Annotated in this window: 20 protein-coding genes; 11 read left to right on the forward strand and 9 right to left on the reverse strand. The window is 60.9% G+C overall.

Annotation, left to right across the window (positions count from 1 at the left end; all coding sequences use genetic code 11):
- Window positions 1-72 precede the first annotated feature (72 nt).
- The 3 genes from KGA89_RS28015 (at window position 73) to KGA89_RS28025 (ending at window position 3,026) form a co-directional block, all read left to right on the forward strand.
- Complete coding sequence (locus tag KGA89_RS28015) at window positions 73-2,043, forward strand: acetyl/propionyl/methylcrotonyl-CoA carboxylase subunit alpha (protein ID WP_223473069.1); 1,971 nt, start codon at window positions 73-75, stop codon at window positions 2,041-2,043.
- Between the two features lie 62 nt (window positions 2,044-2,105).
- The gene (locus KGA89_RS28020) at window positions 2,106-2,648 is read left to right on the forward strand and encodes an exonuclease domain-containing protein (protein ID WP_057451016.1); all 543 of its coding nucleotides are present in this window, start codon (window positions 2,106-2,108) and stop codon (window positions 2,646-2,648) included.
- Between the two features lie 93 nt (window positions 2,649-2,741).
- Entirely contained in the window at window positions 2,742-3,026 is a 285-nt protein-coding gene (locus KGA89_RS28025; RefSeq protein ID WP_014337306.1) for a pyrimidine/purine nucleoside phosphorylase, read from the forward strand.
- A gap of 84 nt (window positions 3,027-3,110) precedes the next feature.
- On the opposite strand, the gene KGA89_RS28030 is transcribed toward KGA89_RS28025, so the two are convergent.
- Entirely contained in the window at window positions 3,111-3,920 is an 810-nt protein-coding gene (locus KGA89_RS28030; protein ID WP_003199473.1) for an MOSC domain-containing protein, read from the reverse strand.
- Window positions 3,921-3,991: 71 nt separating this feature from the next.
- Window positions 3,992-4,915: a chemotaxis protein CheV gene (locus KGA89_RS28035; protein WP_003183670.1), complete on the reverse strand. Its 924-nt coding sequence runs from the start codon at window positions 4,913-4,915 to the stop codon at window positions 3,992-3,994.
- Between the two features lie 482 nt (window positions 4,916-5,397).
- On the opposite strand from KGA89_RS28035, the gene KGA89_RS28040 reads away from it, so the two are divergent.
- The 3 genes from KGA89_RS28040 (at window position 5,398) to KGA89_RS28050 (ending at window position 7,651) form a co-directional block, all read left to right on the forward strand.
- Window positions 5,398-5,868 carry a hypothetical protein gene (locus KGA89_RS28040; protein WP_223473070.1) on the forward strand — a complete coding sequence of 157 codons (471 nt, stop codon included), beginning with the start codon at window positions 5,398-5,400 and terminating at the stop codon, window positions 5,866-5,868.
- 233 nt (window positions 5,869-6,101) lie between these two features.
- Window positions 6,102-6,995, forward strand: a complete 894-nt coding sequence (locus tag KGA89_RS28045) for a sensor histidine kinase (protein WP_223473092.1) — start codon at window positions 6,102-6,104, stop codon at window positions 6,993-6,995.
- Window positions 6,992-7,651, forward strand: coding sequence for a response regulator transcription factor (locus tag KGA89_RS28050; protein WP_223473071.1), 660 nt, complete (start codon window positions 6,992-6,994; stop codon window positions 7,649-7,651). The genes KGA89_RS28045 and KGA89_RS28050 overlap by 4 nt, the downstream gene beginning before the upstream one ends.
- Here the strand turns inward: KGA89_RS28050 and yegS are convergent.
- Window positions 7,635-8,552, reverse strand: a complete 918-nt coding sequence (gene yegS, locus KGA89_RS28055; protein WP_223473072.1) for a lipid kinase YegS — start codon at window positions 8,550-8,552, stop codon at window positions 7,635-7,637. The genes KGA89_RS28050 and yegS overlap by 17 nt on opposite strands.
- 347 nt (window positions 8,553-8,899) lie before the next feature.
- Between yegS and KGA89_RS28060 the strand changes: the two genes are divergently transcribed.
- A complete protein-coding gene (locus KGA89_RS28060) occupies window positions 8,900-9,208 on the forward strand; it encodes a hypothetical protein (RefSeq protein ID WP_223473073.1) in 309 nt (102 codons plus the stop codon).
- Between the two features lie 59 nt (window positions 9,209-9,267).
- Here KGA89_RS28060 and glp read toward each other — a convergent pair whose 3' ends face one another.
- Window positions 9,268-10,455 carry a gephyrin-like molybdotransferase Glp gene (glp, locus tag KGA89_RS28065; RefSeq protein ID WP_223473074.1) on the reverse strand — a complete coding sequence of 396 codons (1,188 nt, stop codon included), beginning with the start codon at window positions 10,453-10,455 and terminating at the stop codon, window positions 9,268-9,270.
- 22 nt (window positions 10,456-10,477) lie between these two features.
- Window positions 10,478-11,017 (reverse strand): molybdenum cofactor biosynthesis protein B, encoded by a 540-nt coding sequence (gene moaB, locus KGA89_RS28070; protein WP_003199458.1) that lies wholly within the window; start codon window positions 11,015-11,017, stop codon window positions 10,478-10,480.
- Window positions 11,018-11,095: 78 nt separating this feature from the next.
- Here moaB and mobA point away from each other — a divergent pair, with 78 nt between their 5' ends.
- Both mobA and KGA89_RS28080 read left to right on the forward strand, forming a co-directional pair.
- Window positions 11,096-11,698: a molybdenum cofactor guanylyltransferase MobA gene (gene mobA / locus KGA89_RS28075; protein WP_223473075.1), complete on the forward strand. Its 603-nt coding sequence runs from the start codon at window positions 11,096-11,098 to the stop codon at window positions 11,696-11,698.
- Between the two features lie 75 nt (window positions 11,699-11,773).
- The gene (locus tag KGA89_RS28080; RefSeq protein ID WP_003199454.1) at window positions 11,774-11,995 is read left to right on the forward strand and encodes a YgdI/YgdR family lipoprotein; all 222 of its coding nucleotides are present in this window, start codon (window positions 11,774-11,776) and stop codon (window positions 11,993-11,995) included.
- A gap of 138 nt (window positions 11,996-12,133) precedes the next feature.
- On the opposite strand, the gene KGA89_RS28085 is transcribed toward KGA89_RS28080, so the two are convergent.
- The 3 genes from KGA89_RS28085 to KGA89_RS28095 form a co-directional block, all read right to left on the reverse strand.
- Window positions 12,134-13,024: a pseudouridine synthase gene (locus KGA89_RS28085; RefSeq protein WP_013692591.1), complete on the reverse strand. Its 891-nt coding sequence runs from the start codon at window positions 13,022-13,024 to the stop codon at window positions 12,134-12,136.
- A 71-nt stretch (window positions 13,025-13,095) separates the two neighbouring features.
- A complete protein-coding gene (locus KGA89_RS28090; RefSeq protein ID WP_003199451.1) occupies window positions 13,096-13,416 on the reverse strand; it encodes a hypothetical protein in 321 nt (106 codons plus the stop codon).
- Window positions 13,417-13,509: 93 nt separating this feature from the next.
- Complete coding sequence (locus tag KGA89_RS28095) at window positions 13,510-13,749, reverse strand: glutaredoxin family protein (RefSeq protein WP_003199449.1); 240 nt, start codon at window positions 13,747-13,749, stop codon at window positions 13,510-13,512.
- Window positions 13,750-13,938: 189 nt separating this feature from the next.
- Here KGA89_RS28095 and KGA89_RS28100 point away from each other — a divergent pair, with 189 nt between their 5' ends.
- Complete coding sequence (locus KGA89_RS28100; RefSeq protein ID WP_003199447.1) at window positions 13,939-15,651, forward strand: cation:proton antiporter; 1,713 nt, start codon at window positions 13,939-13,941, stop codon at window positions 15,649-15,651.
- A gap of 8 nt (window positions 15,652-15,659) precedes the next feature.
- Here KGA89_RS28100 and KGA89_RS28105 read toward each other — a convergent pair whose 3' ends face one another.
- On the reverse strand, window positions 15,660-16,868 hold the full coding sequence (locus KGA89_RS28105; protein ID WP_039010919.1) for an ammonium transporter: 1,209 nt from the start codon (window positions 16,866-16,868) through the stop codon (window positions 15,660-15,662).
- A gap of 338 nt (window positions 16,869-17,206) precedes the next feature.
- Here KGA89_RS28105 and KGA89_RS28110 point away from each other — a divergent pair, with 338 nt between their 5' ends.
- On the forward strand, window positions 17,207-17,521 hold the full coding sequence (locus tag KGA89_RS28110) for a YqjD family protein (protein WP_003199441.1): 315 nt from the start codon (window positions 17,207-17,209) through the stop codon (window positions 17,519-17,521).
- The last annotated feature ends 2 nt before the right edge of the window (window positions 17,522-17,523 follow it).

Consider the following 17,523-nt stretch of genomic DNA (forward strand, 5'->3'; position numbering starts at 1 on the left):
CGGGCATTGTGGGAGCAAAGCTTGCTCGCGATGAGGCCCAGACAGACACCGCAAAAACCCAGGAATGACCCCATGCCCGCCTTCAGCAAAATCCTCATCGCCAACCGTGGCGAAATCGCCTGCCGGATCCAGCGCACCGCCCAGGCGCTGGGCTATCGCACCGTGGCGGTGTTCAGCGAGGCTGACGCCGATGCGCTGCACGTGCGCATGGCCGATGAAGCCGTGCTGATCGGCGCGGCCGCGGTGCAGCAGTCCTACCTCAACCCCTCGGCGATTCTCGATGCAGCCCGGCGCTGCGAGGCCGATGCGATCCATCCCGGCTACGGCTTTCTTTCGGAAAATGCCGGGTTCGCCAGGGCCTGCGAAGCGGCCGGCATCGTGTTCATCGGCCCCAGCCCCGAGGCCATCGACCTGATGGGCAGCAAGCGCCGGGCAAAAATCGCCATGATTGAAGCCGGCGTTCCCTGCATCGCCGGTTACCAGGGCGCCGCCCAGGACGACGACACGCTGCAGCGCGAAGCCGGGCGCATCGGCTACCCGTTGATGATCAAGGCCAGCGCCGGTGGCGGGGGCCGAGGCATGCGCCTGGTCCAGAGGGCCGAGGACCTGCTGGAGCAGTTGCGCAGCGCGCGCTCGGAAGCCCTGCACGGTTTTGGCAGCGACGAGTTGATCCTCGAACAGGCCCTGATCGATCCGCGGCATGTGGAAGTGCAGATTTTCGGCGACCACCACGGTCAGTTGATCCATCTGGGCGAACGGGACTGCTCGATCCAGCGGCGCCACCAGAAAGTCATCGAGGAAGCGCCCTGCCCGGTCATGACCGCCGACCTGCGCCAGGCCATGGGCGATGCGGCACTCAAGGTGGGGCGCGCAGTGAAATATGTCGGGGCCGGGACCGTGGAGTTCCTGCTCGCTGCGGACGGTCGGTTTTACTTCCTGGAGATGAACACGCGCCTGCAGGTCGAACACCCGGTCACCGAGTTGATCACCGGCCTGGATCTGGTGGCCTGGCAATTGGACGTCGCCGCCGGCAGGCCGCTGCCCCTGCGCCAGGAGCAGGTGACGCTCAGCGGCCATGCCATGCAAGTGCGGCTGTACGCCGAGGACCCGGCGGCCGATTTCCTGCCTCAGACCGGGCAGTTGATCGGTTGGGAGCCGCCCATACGGGACGGCGTGCGAATTGACCACGGCCTGCTGGAGGGCCAGGCCATCACGCCGTTCTACGATTCGATGCTGGGCAAGCTCATCGTCCACGGCGCCACTCGCGAGGAGGCCCGACGCAAATTGTTGCGAGCGGTGGAAGATTGCGTACTGCTTGGCGTGCAGAGCAACCAGCGATTGCTCGTCGGGTTGCTGGCACACCCGCGGTTCATCGACGGCGACTTCGGCAACGGATTCATCGGGCAGCACTTTGCCAATCATGGGGCGCTCCAGCCCCTCGATCCCTCTGCCGAACAACTCGCCATCGCCACGGCGGCGTTTTATCTGGCCTCGCAAGCACAACGCGCACCGGGCCTGGGCGGATGGCGCAACAGCATCGGCGCGGCGCTGCACTACCGGATCGGCGTCGGGGAGCACGACTGGACGCTGAGCCTGGTGGCCGAAGCCGACGGCACACTCAACATACGCAGTGCCGGGTGCTTGATCGAACTGAGGCTGCTCGACGCTGATCCCCATGGCGCGACACTGATGATCGATGGGATTCGCCGGCGGCATTCCTGGCGACTCGATGGCAACGATCTCTGGCTGTTCACCCGCCCTGGCGGCCTGCACCTGCAAGATCGAACCCTGTCCCCCATCGCCGCCAAGACCAGCCCCGGCGACGGCACGCTCAAGGCGCCCATGGACGGCGCCATTGTCGAGCTGCTGGTCCGCGAAGGCAGCACGGTGCGCCAAGGCCAACTGCTCATGGTGCTTGAAGCCATGAAAATGGAGCACCCACTCAAGGCAGGCGTCGACGGCGTGGTCAGGCAATTGCAGGTCACGCGGGGGGACCAGGTGAAAAACCGCCAGGTTTTGTTGCGCGTTGAAACAGCCCACTAGTCGGATGCCGAGGGTTTGACTACGCTCAAACCCATCAGCACGCCGATACCGGGAACCCTGCAATGCCTCACTGGCTGGTGATTGATCTGGAGGCCACCACCGATGAAGGTGGCTGGCCGGTAACCGAAATGGAAATTATCGAAATCGGCGCCACGCTGGTGAATCGTGACGGCCGCGAAGTGGATCATTTCCAGCGCTTCGTGCGGCCCCTGAGGCGACCGCTGCTCACGCCCTTCTGTCGCGAACTGACCCACATCACCCAGGCCAATATCGACAGTGCCGCGCCCTTGACCGAGGTCTGGCCGGCGTTCGAGCGCTGGCTGGCGCCGTATCAGTCGAAGCTGGAAAGCTGGGTCAGTTGGGGCGATTACGACCGCAAGCAACTGCTTCAGGAATGGCAGCACCAGCAGTTGCACAGTGTCCTCGGCCAGGTACCGCACATGAACCTCAAGCAACGCTTCGCCAAGGCCCGTCGGCTGGAGCGACCGTTGGGGCTCAATGGCGCGCTGCAACTGGCTGGCCTGCAATTCTGCGGTCAACAGCACCGTGCGCTGGAAGACGCGCGCAATACCGCGCGGTTGTTGCCCTTGGTGCTTCCGGGTTGAGCGGCAGCCACCTCCCAGTGCGGCAGATGACGAATGTTGCAGCCTTGTGCATACTGGCCGGCCTTTTTCAGCCCCTTTTTCGAGGAATCGCCCATGTTTAAAGTCAACGAGTACTTCGACGGCACCGTCAAGTCGATCGCTTTTGGCACAGCCGAAGGCCCTGCGACCATCGGCGTCATGGCACCGGGCGAATATGAGTTCGGCACGGCCCAACGGGAAATCATGCACGTGGTCTCCGGCGCGCTGACCGTGAAGCTGCCTGACAGCACCGACTGGGAAACCTTCGAGGCCGGCAGCCAGTTCAATGTTCCGGCCAACAGCAAGTTCCAGCTCAAAGTGGCCGTCGATACCGCTTACCTGTGTGAGTACCGCGGCTAAGCCTGCCCTCATCACAAAAGCGGTTGAGTTATAAACAAAAATGCCCGTGTCCAGTGACACGGGCATTTTTGTTTACGGATCTTTTTATTCGAGCACTTCAACCGGCATGCCGACTTCAAGCCGGCCGTTGCTGTCGTTGACCAGGTTCTGGCCGAACATCGCACCGTCCGGTGTCGAACGGTATTGCTGCAACGTGGCAAAGGGTTCGCGATTCGGATCGCGTTCGCCGGTTTGCGGATCGACCGTGGTCATGATGCAACGTGAGCATGGCTTGACCAGCCGGAACTCAACCTCGCCGATACGAATGCGCTTCCAGCCGTCCTCGGCAAACGCCTCGCTGCCCTCGACCACCAGGTTGGGGCGAAAGCGCAACATTTCCAGCGAACGACCGACCCGGTTCGACAGGTCCTGCAAGGACGCCTGGCCAATCAGCAGCAGGGGGAAACCATCGGCAAAGGCAACCTTGTCGTCATCCTTGCCATAACCGGCGGCAGTGGTACGCGCCAGATCCACCGGCACATGCACCAGGCGGGTAGGATTGCCGATGAACTCGCTGACCCAGGCCGCGGCCTCGTCACCGGCATCCGGCACACGCAAGGTGTCACGCCAGATGATCACCCCGCGCCGCTGTTCCTCCACCACTGGTGGTAGCGGCACGTCGATGGCGCCATGGCCCGGCGCGCTGAGCGTCAGGCCGCCCGCTTCGTTCCACGAGGCTGAGAGCTGGCTCATCTTCGCCACGGCGCGCTGGGTCAGGAAACGCCCCGTGCCCTCATCCACCAGCATCCAGCGCCGGTCACCGTCCAGCCCGAGCTTGTCCAGGCCGATCCCTTGCAAGGGCTGGCCCTTGCCGGACTTCAACGGATACCGATACAGCGCGCTCAGCCGCAACATGGTCAACTTCCCTGGTGGCGAAAAAATGCCACCTTATACGAGCCGGCCATTGAAGCAAACCACCATCGGTTTCAGTCGAGCATCAGCCGCTGGCGCACCACATCGACCAGCTTGTCCGGCTGGAATTTGGAGAGGAAGTTGTCGCAACCGACCTTCTTGACCATCGAATCGTTGAAGCTGCCGGACAGCGAGGTGTGCAGTACGACATAGAGCCCACGCAAGCGCGGGTCGTTGCGGATCTCGGTGGTCAGGCGGTAGCCGTCCATTTCCGGCATTTCCGCGTCGGTGAAAATCATGAGCAATTTATCGGTCATCACCTCGCCGGTATCGGCCCAGGCCTTGAGCATGTTCAGGGCTTTGAGGCCGTCGCTGGCAATGTGCATTTTCACGCCCAGTTGCCCCAGGGTATCGCGCAGTTGCGAGAGCGCGACGTTGGAGTCGTCCACCAGCAACACTTCGCGACCACGGGCGCGCTCCAGCACCGGGTCTTCGAGCTTGTCCCGGGAGACCTTGGCGTTGTACGGAACGATTTCGGCCAGGACTTTTTCCACGTCGATGATTTCCACCAACTGATCGTCCACCTTGCTGATGGCCGTCAGGTAGTGCTCACGGCCAGCGCTGGTCGGCGGTGGCAGGATGGCTTCCCAGTTCATGTTGACGATGCGGTCGACGCCGCCCACCAAAAATGCCTGAACCGAGCGGTTGTATTCAGTCACGATAATGGTGCTGTTGGGGCCCGGCACCAGCGGACGCATGCCAATGGCCTGGGACAGGTCGATCACCGGCAACGTCTGGCCCCGCAGATTGACCACGCCACACACGAACGGGTGGCGCTGCGGCATCAGGGTCAGTTTCGGCAGTTGCAGGACTTCCTGGACCTTGAACACGTTAATGGCGAACAACTGTCGACCCGCCAGGCGGAACATGAGAATTTCCAGGCGATTCTCACCCACCAGTTGGGTTCGTTGATCTACTGTGTCGAGAATGCCGGCCATCGATGACTCCTGGGCTTGTTCGGATGAATCCAATGAATGAGATATCGGCTGCACGAGCCGAATCTTGACCCCCGGATAAAATACAAGCGCGGGGCATTGATGTCACATTAACATCATGCTTTACTGGCTTCATGACTTCATCTGCAATTTTTCTCTGCCGCGCGACCCGGGTTTGCGTGCAAAGTTCCCCTGTCTAAGGGATTCCCCTAGGCACAATCAGGTCCAACCTGATATTCCCGTTATCCAATAGCCATTAATGTGACGCCATTCTCATTGCTGAACGGAGTCAGGCTTTTGTGCGCGACCACAGGACATCGGACCTCCAGCCTTTCGGCCGATCCCACCCGTGCAATTGTTTGCGAATTCACTTTCGCTAAACGGCAGGGACGTGTCGCTGTGCGTCCGACCGCGGTCGACCTTGAGATCCAGCCGTTCGCCATAAGCGGGTTTCTTTCGCCTGACATGATGTTGTGGAGATAAGCATGCCGAACGATCGTAGGAACTGGAGCCAGCGTCTTCCCGAGCTTCTGATCGAGGCCGAGACGCTGCTGGCCAAGTCGGAGGAATGCCTGAGTCATCTGCAATTGATCAACAACGACAAGGACGCCATCGATTGCATGCTCAGCACCTTGCTGAAACTGTCGAACAAGGCCAATGCCCTGGCGCTGGAAGCCGTTTCGGAGTTTTCACTGCATATTCATGGCTTGCTCAGTCACGCGCAAAACCACATGGAGTTGCATGACCAGGCCTTGGACGCCCTGAAGGATTGCTTGACCCTGATGGCCTGGCAATTGGAACTGGTCGATCACACCACCGGCCAGTTGGGCCTGGACAGCAGCGAACAGACCTTGTTGATCGAGGCATTCGCTTTCCAGGTAGGCCAGAGCCCCGACCAGGCATCGGCAGCGTCACGTCCGCTGGCGTTGGTACCCTACTCCCAGAAACAAGCCTGAGACGATGATGCCGGCTCAGTGCTGCGTGCCTGGTACGTAGCGCTTACACCGCGCCATGCCGAACGCGACCAACGATAGGTGAAGTGGTACTATCTCGCGCGTCAGCCACTTCAAGACAGCGCCGTAAAAGCCGCCGACCGAAGCTGCCCTCGACCTGAAACGTTTACCCGACCGGGCCTGTCAGATGCGCTGACCGGCCAGCCCGCAGCGAACATTCATTGGCTCCATCCGCTATGTACGCCAGCCTCAAGTCACTCATCACCTGGCCTCCCTCCCGAGAAAACGCCCGTCGCTTCACATTATTACTGTGCATTTGCTCGGCCGTCGGCTGCCTGCTGGCCTACCTGTTCGCCCCTACGGTGCCGTTGAGCCTGCTGGCACTGAATGTGGCGGCCATGACCTGTGTCTGGATCCACCATCGGTTGTCACGCAAATCCATCAAGTTCCAGCCCCAGGAACTGGCCGACCGGTTGCTTGAGGTCCAGGAAAACGAGCGTCATCGCCTCAGCCGCGAACTGCACGACGACATTGGCCAGTTGCTGACCGCGGCGAAACTGCAAGGCGAATGGCTCAAGCGGCGGACACCGGAAGAACTGCAAGGCCAATGCGCGCTACTCTGCGAGACCCTGGACGAAACCCTCAACAAGGTCCGCGACGTATCGGCGATCCTCAACCCCCGGCAACTGACCAGCCTCGGACTGGAGGCCAGCCTGCGGGCGCACCTGCTCAAGACGCTGGCCAATGCCCCGGTGAAGTGGAGCCTCGATTGCCAACAGCGCATGGCAGGCATCCCGGAGGAAATGTCGGTCGCGGTGTTCCGGATCACCCAGGAAGCGGTCACCAACATCTTGCGTCATGCCCGAGCGACGAATCTGCTGGTACGCTTGCAACGCCTGCCTGACGGCCTGACCCTGCTGATCAGCGACGATGGCCAAGGGTTTGTCCCGGCCACCCACCCCGCTCGCGAAGGTCAACGGGGCATGGCCGGCATGTCGGAGCGGGTCGAACAGTTGGGCGGCACCCTCAAGGTCATCAGCGAGGCCGGCAAGGGCACGCACATCGAAGCACGCTTCCCCTGGGCACCGCGAGCTCTGGAACGAGCCAGTAAGAATAAGGTTTTCCTTTGATTTGTAATTTGCTTCTGGTAGATGACCACTCCCTGATCAGGGCCGGCGTACGCGCGCTGGTCATGGATATCCCGGGCTATGCCGTCATTGGCGAAGCCAGTGATGGCACGCAATTGCTCGAACTGGTCGAACGGCTGAACCCCGATATCGTGCTGCTGGACATTTCCATGAAGGACACCTGCGGCCTGGACGCCTTGCAACAGCTCAAGCGGGCACGCCCCCACAGCAAGGTACTGATCCTGTCCATGCATACGGATCCGTCGTTGATCATGCAGGCGCTGGAATCCGGCGCCCATGGCTACCTGCTCAAGGACACCACCGCCAATGAGCTGAAACACGCCTTGGAGGCGCTGCGCAACAACGAACGCTACCTGAGCCCGGCCATCGCCCATACCGTGATCAACCAGGCGCTGACCCGCGTCCAGAAGCATCAGGCGGACCCTGCCCGGGCCCATAACCTGACGGCACGCCAGCTGGAAATACTGCGGCTGATCGTGCGCGGCAAGTCCACCCGGGAAATAGCCAATGGCCTGAACCTGAGCATCAAGACCGTGGAAACCCACCGGGCGCAAATCATGAAGCGCCTGCAGATCCATGACGTGGCCGGCCTTGTGCTGTTCGCGGTGCGCGAACAGATCATCAGCCTGGACGATTGAGCGCCGTCGCGCCGCCCAACAGCGGCGAATCGGACGGCAGGTGCACGCGCAGCGCTTTTGGGTGGACAGTGAAGCGCAGGGTGTCTACCTGCAGCGGCTCGCCATCGAGATTGATATCCAGGCCTTGCGCGACCTTGATCTCCACCCATGGCAAGCGCGCGCGGACAAACATGTTGTCGATGCCCAGGCCACCCGCCAGCAAGTCCTTCAACGTACTGACCACTTCCTGAGGCGCCGGCAAGATGCTGATGTCCAGCAACCCATCATTGGCCAACGCCTCCGGGCACAGCACGTGGCCCCCCCCTGCCTGCCGGCCATTGCCGATACCCAGCGCGAGCAAATCGCCCTGCCAGTGGAAATCGGGGCCTTGCAACTCACCGTAGGCGGCACTCAGCTCACTGAATCGCGATAGGCCGGTGAACAGGTAGGCGGCGCCTCCCAGGACTTTCTTCAGGTCCTCGGAAGTGTTCGCGGTCACCTGACTGCCGAAACCGCCGGTGGCCATGTTCAGGAAAATCCGACCGCAGACTTCACCCACATCCACGACCTGCGGCGCAACGTCGAGCAAATCCAGGGCCTGCGCGGGCTCCAACGGAACACCGGCCGCCCGGGCGAAATCGTTGGCCGTGCCCAGCGGTAGCAATACCAGGCTGGCATCACTCGAATGGAGGACGATCGCTTCAGCGATATCACGCAAGGTCCCATCACCGCCGCCGGCGATCAGTCGCGTATAACCGGCCTCCAGCGCCTCATCGACGCATCGTTGGGCATCACCCGCCTCCCAGGTCAACCGTACCGCCAGGTCCCAGCCCTGCTCGCGCTTGAGCATCACTGCCGCGCGAACCTCTTCGTTGAGCGCTTGCTTGCCATGCAAAATCAACAGCGCCTTGCCTTTGCTCATCGTTGTCTCCGTCATTGGAAGGTTCAGGAAATGGGACCGCTCATTCGAGCGAAAAAGCCCGAAACATCTCAATTTATTAAAAAAGCAGGAAGGCTTGCCCCCGGGAGAAAACCCGCAGGGCAGCTCGTTCGACCGGGACGTCTTGATTCGAAGAGTTTTCTTACAAGATCTGGCGAATCAGCTCAATTGACCCTCTAGCGGTATTGAGACACCTTGGTCTTCTGTTTTGCTGGAACGCTAAAACCCTCATCAGACAAGGAAGCAATTACCCATGGATGGATACGTCACGGCCCGCTGGGGCCGGATCAGTCGTTCGAACAGTTATGGCCAAGGGGATGATCCGTCCCATGCATAACCGTGAATACAAGCTGTTGCCCCAGCAGCGCGCGCCCCTTGGAAGCGGGCGGGCCGATACTCAGAACGAATGCAAAAGTTGCAGTAATCCCGTTGGAGGAATTGATTTGGAACCGCGCGTCGTTGAACTGGAAACCCACCTCAAATACATCCGCAAAGACATGGATGAAATTCGCACCGACGTAAAGGTGATCCGCCACAGGCTGGCCTATTCGGCTGGCGCTGCAGCGGTGGTGCTCGGCCTGCTGGGCTGGATTTCGAACAATCGATTCGATCAGGTGGTGATGCTGCTCACACGATGAAGGTGAGGCGCGTGAAGGCCCGAGGATCCGGCTCGGGCCGCAGAACACCTGCCACAGTGTTAGCCCAGGACTTCGCTCAAGGGAATGAAGCCCACTTCATCGCCCTCCACCAGCGTCCGTCCCTCGAACACTTCGACCAGCCCTTCGGCCCAGGCGGCGCTGCGCAGGACACCCGAGCTTTGATTGCGGTAGATGATCGCTCGACCATTCTCCATGCGGCCTCGCAAGTATTCTCGTCGACTGCCTGCCTTCGGCCAGGCGAAACCAGCCGGCACCTTGAACTTGAGCGGCGCCACCGACTGAACGCCCTGGCGTCTTAACAGGTAGGGCCGCGCCAGCAGTGCGAAAGTCACGAGGGTCGAGGCAGGGTTTCCAGGCAGGCCTATGACCGGCACGCCACGGTAATGCCCGAACGTCAGCGGCTTACCCGGCTTGATGGCGAGTTTCCATAACGCCAGCTCGCCGTCCTCGCGCAAGGCGATGCCCAGGAAGTCCGCCTCCCCTACCGATACTCCCCCGGTGGACAGGATCAGATCGACATCAGACAACTGTGCCAGGCGCTCGCGGGTGGCCGATAAATCGTCGGGCAGGATACCCGCGTCAATCACTTCACAACCCATGCGTTGCAGCCAGCCACACAGCAGCACGCGGTTGCTGTTATAGATCTGGCCTGGGCCCAACGCCTGACCGGGTTCGACCAACTCATCCCCCGTGGACAGGACTGCGACGCGGACTTTGCGCACCACGTCCAGCGATGCACAGCCCAAGGAGGCCGCAAGCCCCAGCTCGATCGGCCCCAGGCGAGTACCGGCAGAGAGAACCTGCTCGCCGACGGTGGTTTCCTGCCCCTGGGGGCGAATGTTCTGTCCGCCGACCATGGGCTCGGTAAACCGCACCCGCTGGTCGTCTTCAACCACGGCATTTTCCTGCATCTCGACGCAATCGGCGCCAGCAGGGACTGGCGCCCCGGTGAAGATCCGCGCGCACGTGCCAACGGCCAGCGGCTCCGGGGCCTGCCCGGCAAAAATCCGCTGGCTGACCTTCAACGGCTCGCCGTTCCAGTCAGCCAGCCGCAAGGCATAACCGTCCATGGCGCTGTTGGGCCATGGCGGCAAATCCAGGGTCGACACCAGATCCTCGGCGAGCACTCGCCCTAGCGCCGCGGCCAAAGGCAAATGCTCGCGCTGGACGATCGGCGTGGCCGCCGCCATCTCGAGCAGTCGCTCCAACGCGACCTCAACGGCCATCAAGGCGCCTGCCTTGCCCGGTTTACCCACGGGATTCACAAGGCGCTGCCTGTTTCAAATGAGCCACGAAGTTGCACGGCCGATGCCGCACATCCAGTTGTTCGCCCAGGATGCCATCCCATCCGGTACGCACCGCGTTGGTCGAACCCGGCAGGCAACACACCAGCGTGCCATTGGCCAGGCCTGCCAGCGCGCGGGACTGCACGGTGGAAGTGCCGATGTCGGCCACGGATATCTGTCGGAACAACTCGCCAAAGCCATCGACCTGCTTGTCCAGCAGGCACGTGACGGCTTCCGGCGTACTGTCACGCCCCGTGAAACCGGTGCCGCCGGTGATCAGCACCACCTGCACCACGTCCTCGGCAATCCAGGTCGCGACTTGCGCCCGGATCTTGTACAAATCATCTTTGAGCAGGACCCGCTCCGCCAGGTTGTGGCCGGCCGCTGTGAGCCGATCGACGAAGAGCTGCCCGGACGTATCGGTTTCCAGGGTACGGGTATCACTGACAGTCAGTACCGCGATATTGAGCGGCACGAAAGGTACATCAGCCTTGGCTTTCATAGGCTCGTCCAGTTGTGAAGGAAACAGCCCGGTGTTATATCACAGCGCTTCATTTTTTCGCCCGTGCGGAGACACGCCATGACCTCGAATACGTCACTGCCACCCTGCTCCATCCTGCTCTTGGCGGGCGGGCGCGGACAACGCATGGGCGGCCAGGACAAAGGCCTGGTGCCGTGGCAGGGCGAACCGCTGATTGCCCATCTGCATCGCCAGACCCGGGCCATGAGCGATGACCTGATCATCTCCTGCAACCGCAACCCGCAACATTATGCGATGTATGCCGATCAGTTGGTGCATGACGAGGAAGACGACTTTCCCGGGCCACTGGCAGGTATCCGGGCAGGCCTCAAGGCTGCGAAGCATCCGTATTTGCTGGTGCTGCCGTGCGACGTACCGCAAATCGACTCGAGCCTGCTCGACAATATGCGCAAGACGGCCAGCCAGCACCCCGACAAGCCGCTGATGGTGCGGCACGGCGAGCATTGGGAGCCGCTGTTGTGTGTCATCCCGTTGTCCCTGGCATCAAGCTTCGAACAAGCCTGGCGCGAAGGCGAACGCAGCCCCGGTCGTATCATGCGCGCACTGCACGCGGTTGCATTGCAATGCCCTGCCGACGATCCGCGGCTGGCAAATCTGAACACCCCGGAACTGCTGGCCCAACACAAAGGCGTGTCAGATTGACACTAGCCAGGAACTTGCGCGCAATGTATACGTCTGAAGGTCAGTAACTTGAAGAATCCATTTCGGAGAAACACCATGACACAACGGACCCTCGCCACGTTCATGCTCGCTCTGGGCCTCGCCACCCTTGCCGGGTGCGCTTCGCCAACAGTGATCACCTTGAATGACGGTCGCGAAATCCAGGCCGTCGATACCCCACATTACGATGAAGAAAGCGGCTTCTACGAATTCGAGCAACTGGATGGCAAGCAGACTCGCGTGAACAAGGATCAGGTTCGTACCGTTAAGGATTTGTAATCTGTAACGCTGCTGCCCTAAGTCGCTAGAAAAAACGGCGCTTCCTGAAGAGGGGAGCGCCGTTTTTTTTGGGCTTGGTTTTGGGTGTATATCCGTTTTTTTGGTAACGGATATACACACCATACCCCGAACAAAAAACTACCATCGCAACACAATATCACTCTCGAACACCCGGTCCTGACCAGTAACCGGATCAACAAAACGCAACCCTTGAGCCAGCAGCTTCAAAGGATTCGAGTAATCATCCTCAACATCCCGAAGCACATCAGGATAAAACGGATCATTGCAGATCCCCGCCCCAAGGGCATTCATGTGAACCCGCAACTGATGCTTCTTACCCGTAACCGGATACAAGCCATAGCGCCACAACTCGCCGTTCCTTTCCAGCACTTCGATGGCCGTTTCGGTATTGGGCTCGCCGGGCCCTTCCTGCATTCGGAAGAACGGTTCGCCATCGATCATCCGGCTTTTATGCACCCGCGGAAAGGTCAGCCCAGGCAATGCGCGGGCAATGGCCTGGTAGCGCTTCTCGATCTGCCGCGTCGGGAATAACGACTGATACGCCGAGCGGGTGTTCGGGTTGGCCGAGAACAACACCAGCCCGGCCGTGTGCCGGTCGATGCGGTGCAGGGGCACCAGATGAGGATTGTCCAGCCGCCGGATCAGCCGTCGCAACAAGGTTTGCTCGACGTATTCGCCCGCCGGGGTGACAGGCAGAAAATGCGGTTTGTCTGCCACCACCAAGTGCTCGTCGGCATACAGGATCGACTCCACCACCGGGATCGGCTTCTCATCGGGCACCTCACGGAAATAGTGGATGCGCAGGCCCTCACGGTAGGGCAAGTCGACCTGGATGGCCTTGCCCTCCCCGTCCAATACCCGGCCCCGAGCGATCCGGTCCAGCCACTGTTCGCGACTGATGGCACTGAAATGCTCGCACAGGCACTCCAGCACCGTCTGCCAGGAACCGGGCGGCAGGTACAGCGTACTGGCCTGATGATGAGCGGCGGAAAACGATGAACCGGACATTGAAAACTCTTAGGCATTGTTGCGAGGCGGTATTATCCGACAGTCGCACAGGCCAGCCCAGCAATGATTGCTCACGCGGTGACTGACGTCGATTTTGCCGCCGCTTCGGTGAACTCTTTCAACCAGCGCAGTACTTCCACCGCCTCCCAGCGACCTGGATCGTACAGCGCGTATAACAGGCCCTGGTAACCCACCACATCCAACTGTTTGTGATAGCCGGCACGCTGGAACAACGCTTCAATCTCGGCGAAACAGGTGTTGAAATGCAGTTTATTGAAGGGGGTCTTGCCTTCGGTAACCAAGCCATCCAGGCGCAGCTCCAGGACTGCCTCGCGCACAACGTCCGCGGACATCCTGTTCACGCTGCTTTTCAGTTGTTCGACATTGACCAAGGGGATGCACTCCAGATAACTGTATAAGCATACAGTAACCGAAGAATGCGACTTTCGCCAATGGCCTCGCGTGAAGGCAAGCCAGGAAATGGGTCAACGCAGAAATTCAGCCACCCGGCCGGAGTCATCGAAAGGCCACTCCAGCTCCGCCCCGGTATCGATCCTGCGCAGGACCGGGATGCGTAACTCATAGGCTTCGAACCAGGCCTCGTTCTCGGCGATGTCCACCAGTTCCACCAACAATCCATGTTCGACGAAAGGCATCAACACCCCTTCGGCAACTTCGCATAGATGACACCCCAGGGTGCCGAACAACTGGCATTCAGGAAGCATGGCGGGTAGACCCAAAAAAGATAGACGGTCATTCTAGGCCCGACCCGGGAAACCGTCGAGTCGCTGGCTCGCTTCAAGGTGTTTCGGTAAAACGCTGATGCAAATCACTGAGCGCCAATGCTTTTCCAGCGACGCTTGTCGCATTTTCCCCTCTACGCTGTGCGTTGTAGCCTTGAAACGGAGTTCCCCTTGTTTGCCAACCTGCTGATCATCCTTGCCTCGTCCCTGGTGGTCATCGCCTTGTTCAGGCGGCTGCGCCTGCCACCCGTGCTGGGTTATCTCTGCGTCGGGCTGGCGGTCGGGCCTACCGCGCTGGACTGGGTCAACGACAGCGAAGAACTGCCTGACCTGGCCGAGCTCGGGGTGGTGTTCCTGCTGTTCTCGTTGGGGCTGGAGTTTTCCCTGTCGAAAATGCTCGAACTGCGTCGGGTCGTGTTCGGTCTCGGCAGCCTGCAGGTGCTGTGCTCGGGGGCGGTCCTGGCGGGATTGCTGGCGTTGGCCGGCGCGCCTGTGATCGTCGCGTTGTTGCTCGGCGCAGGACTGGCCTTGTCCTCCACTGCCATCGTCAGCAAGGAATTGACCAGCCTGGGAGAGATCTTCAGCAGCCACGGCCAGAACGCCATCGGCGTGTTGTTGTTCCAGGACGTTGTCGCGGTGCTGTTGTTGACCCTGGTGCCGGTATTCGCCGGCAGCAGCGACCACCCGTGGTACTGGGCGCTGCCCTTGACCCTGGGCAAGACCCTGGTTCTGTTCGGCGGCCTGCTGCTGGCCAGCCGGCTGCTGTTGCCCCGGCTGTTCCATGAGGTGGCGGCGTCCCGGTCCGCAGAACTGTTCGTGCTACTGGCTCTGGTGATCGTGTTGCTGACGGCATGGCTGACCCACCTGCTCGGCTTGTCGCCGGCCCTGGGCGCTTTCCTGGCGGGCATGCTGCTGGGGGAAAGCCACTACCGGCACCAGATCGAAGCCGACATTCGTCCGTTCCGCGACATCCTGCTGGGGCTGTTCTTCGTCAGCATCGGCATGCTGATCGACCTGCAGCTGTTCCTCGATGACGGCTTGTTGATCCTGGGGTTGACCCTCGGCTTGATGCTCATCAAGGGCCTTGTGGTCGCCGTCCTGGTGAAATGGCGCGGCAGCGACGTTGAAACCGCCTGGCGCAGTGGCCTGGCGCTGGCCCAGGGCGGTGAATTCTGCTTTGCCCTGATGGCCCTGATGCAGCAGAACCGCCTCATGCCCGCCGACATCAGCGGCCTGCTGCTGGCCGCGACATTCTGCTCAATGCTACTGACCCCGCTGTTGCTGCGCGCCGCGCCACGCATCGCCGCGCGCCTGCATCGCAAACCCAACGAAGAGGCGCAACTGGACCAGATCAGCGCACTCAATGCCGGCTTGTCGGGCCATGTGGTCATTTGCGGCTATGGGCGCGTCGGTCAATCCATCGGACGGTTCCTGCGTCGCGAAGGCCAGGCGTTCGTCGCCCTGGATGACGACCCAGTGATCATCCAGGAAGCCACCGTCGGGGAAAACTGCGTGCATTATGGGGATTCGCGACGAGGAGACCTGCTTGCGGCCGTTGGCTTGAGCCGCGCCAGGTTGCTGGTGATCGCAGTGGACAAGACCGACATCGCCATCACCGTGCTCAAGGCGGCCCGACAGGTCAACCACCAGGTACCGATCCTGGTGCGCACCCGTGACGACAGCCAACTGGCCGAGCTGCAGGCTGCCGGGGCCAGCGAAGTGGTCCCGGAGCTGCTGGAGTCGAGCCTGATGCTGGCCTCCCACGCCCTGATCATGCTCGGCCTGCCCGAGCAGCAGGTCCGGCATCATGTGGATCAGGTTCGTCATGACCGCTATCGCCTACTCCACGGCTTTTATCCCGGCAACCAGGACAAGGAGCCATAGTGCGACGCTCAGTCCTGGCTGACCGCGCCGATCTTGTGAATCGACAGGTCGGCGCCGTAATACTCTTCTTCCTGGGTCAGGCGCAGCCCCAGCACGGCCTTGATCACGCCATAGACCGCAAACCCGCCGGCCAGGGCGACGACAATTCCCAGCGCCGTGCCGATCAATTGGCTGACCAGGCTGACCCCACCCAGGCCGCCCAGGGCGCTCTGGCCAAAGACGCCACAAGCGATGCCGCCCCAGACCCCGCACAGCCCATGCAGCGGCCAGACGCCGAGCACATCGTCGATCTTCCACTTGCCCTGGGCCGCGGTGAAGCACCAGACAAACAAGGCACCGGCAATGGCCCCCGTGACCAGCGCACCGACCGGGTGCATCAGGTCGGAACCGGCACAGACCGCCACCAAACCGGCCAGCGGGCCGTTGTGCAGGAAGCCTGGGTCATTGCGCCCGACAATCAAGGCCGCCACGGTACCGCCCACCATGGCCATCAACGAATTGACTGCCACCAGCCCGCTCACCCCGGGCAAGGTCTGGGCACTCATCACGTTGAAACCGAACCAGCCGACAATCAGGATCCACGAACCCAGGGCCAGGAAAGGAATGCTCGAAGGCGCAAACGCCACCAGGCGGCCATCCCGGTAGCGGCCGTTACGCGGGCCGAGCAAGAGCACGGCAGCCAACGCCAGCCAGCCGCCCATGGCATGCACCACCACGGAGCCGGCGAAGTCATGGAAGCTGGCGCCGAACCGGGCTTGCAGCCAGGCCTGCAAGCCAAAATTGCCGTTCCAGACCATGCCTTCGAAAAACGGATAGACAAACGCCACGATCAGCACCGTGGCGCACAACTGCGGTGCGAACCGGGCACGTTCGGCAATACCGCCGGAAATGATGGCCGGGATCGCGGCGGCAAAGGTCAGCAGGAAGAAGAACTTCACCAGGCTATAGCCATGATCGGTGCTGAGCACCGCCGCCGGTTGCAGGAAGGTCACACCGTAGGCAATCCAATAGCCTATAAAGAAATAGGCCAGGGTCGAGACCGCGAAATCGCTGAGGATTTTCGACAACGCATTGACCTGATTCTTTTGCCGGACCGTTCCCACTTCAAGAAACGCAAAGCCGGCATGCATGGCCAGGACCATGACTGCGCCAAGCAGGATGAACAGCGTGTTGGAGCTGTGGACCAGACCGTCCACGGCACTTTGCATATTTTCCATGGTATTGGCAGACCTGAAAAAGTTGAAAAAAGCACCAAACCGGTTCGTTTGCCTTGCGAACGCACCAAGTTGAAACGACCCATTGGCCAGACGCAGGCCGGTGAACCGCTTTGGTGCGCAAGAATGGTCAAAACGAAATCCCGCTTGGAGGTGCTTCGCGGGTTTTGATTATTTGGGTTAAGGTTTTCGGGCTTTCGCCCAGCTTCAGCGCACTGGCGCAGGCTGATGCACCAGTACATGGCAAAAGCCTGAGCAAAAGTTGTACCAGTCACTTGTACTGAACCTTCCAGCAAGGCTCATACTCGAACGTTTCAGACGTCACTTACGGAGATTCACTGATGGCCAGAACCCAGGCAAAGACTGCTCAAGAAACCCTGATGGAAGATTTCCAGACGCTGGTCAGCGACACGGAACGGTTGCTCGATCACACCGCGACACTGGCAGGCGATCAAGCCGATGCACTGCGCAGCCAGATTCACGAAACCCTCCTGCGCGCCCGCGAAACGCTCAAGCTCACGGAAGACTCCATGCGCGAACGCGGCCAGGCTGCGGTGGTCGCCACCGAGGAATACGTACAGGCCAACCCTTGGCAATCCGTGGGCATTGCGGCAGGCGTTGGCTTTCTGATTGGTCTGCTGGCGACACGGCGCTGATG

Source organism: Pseudomonas sp. A-RE-22 (assembly GCF_019956035.1).
GTDB lineage: Bacteria > Pseudomonadota > Gammaproteobacteria > Pseudomonadales > Pseudomonadaceae > Aquipseudomonas > Aquipseudomonas brassicacearum.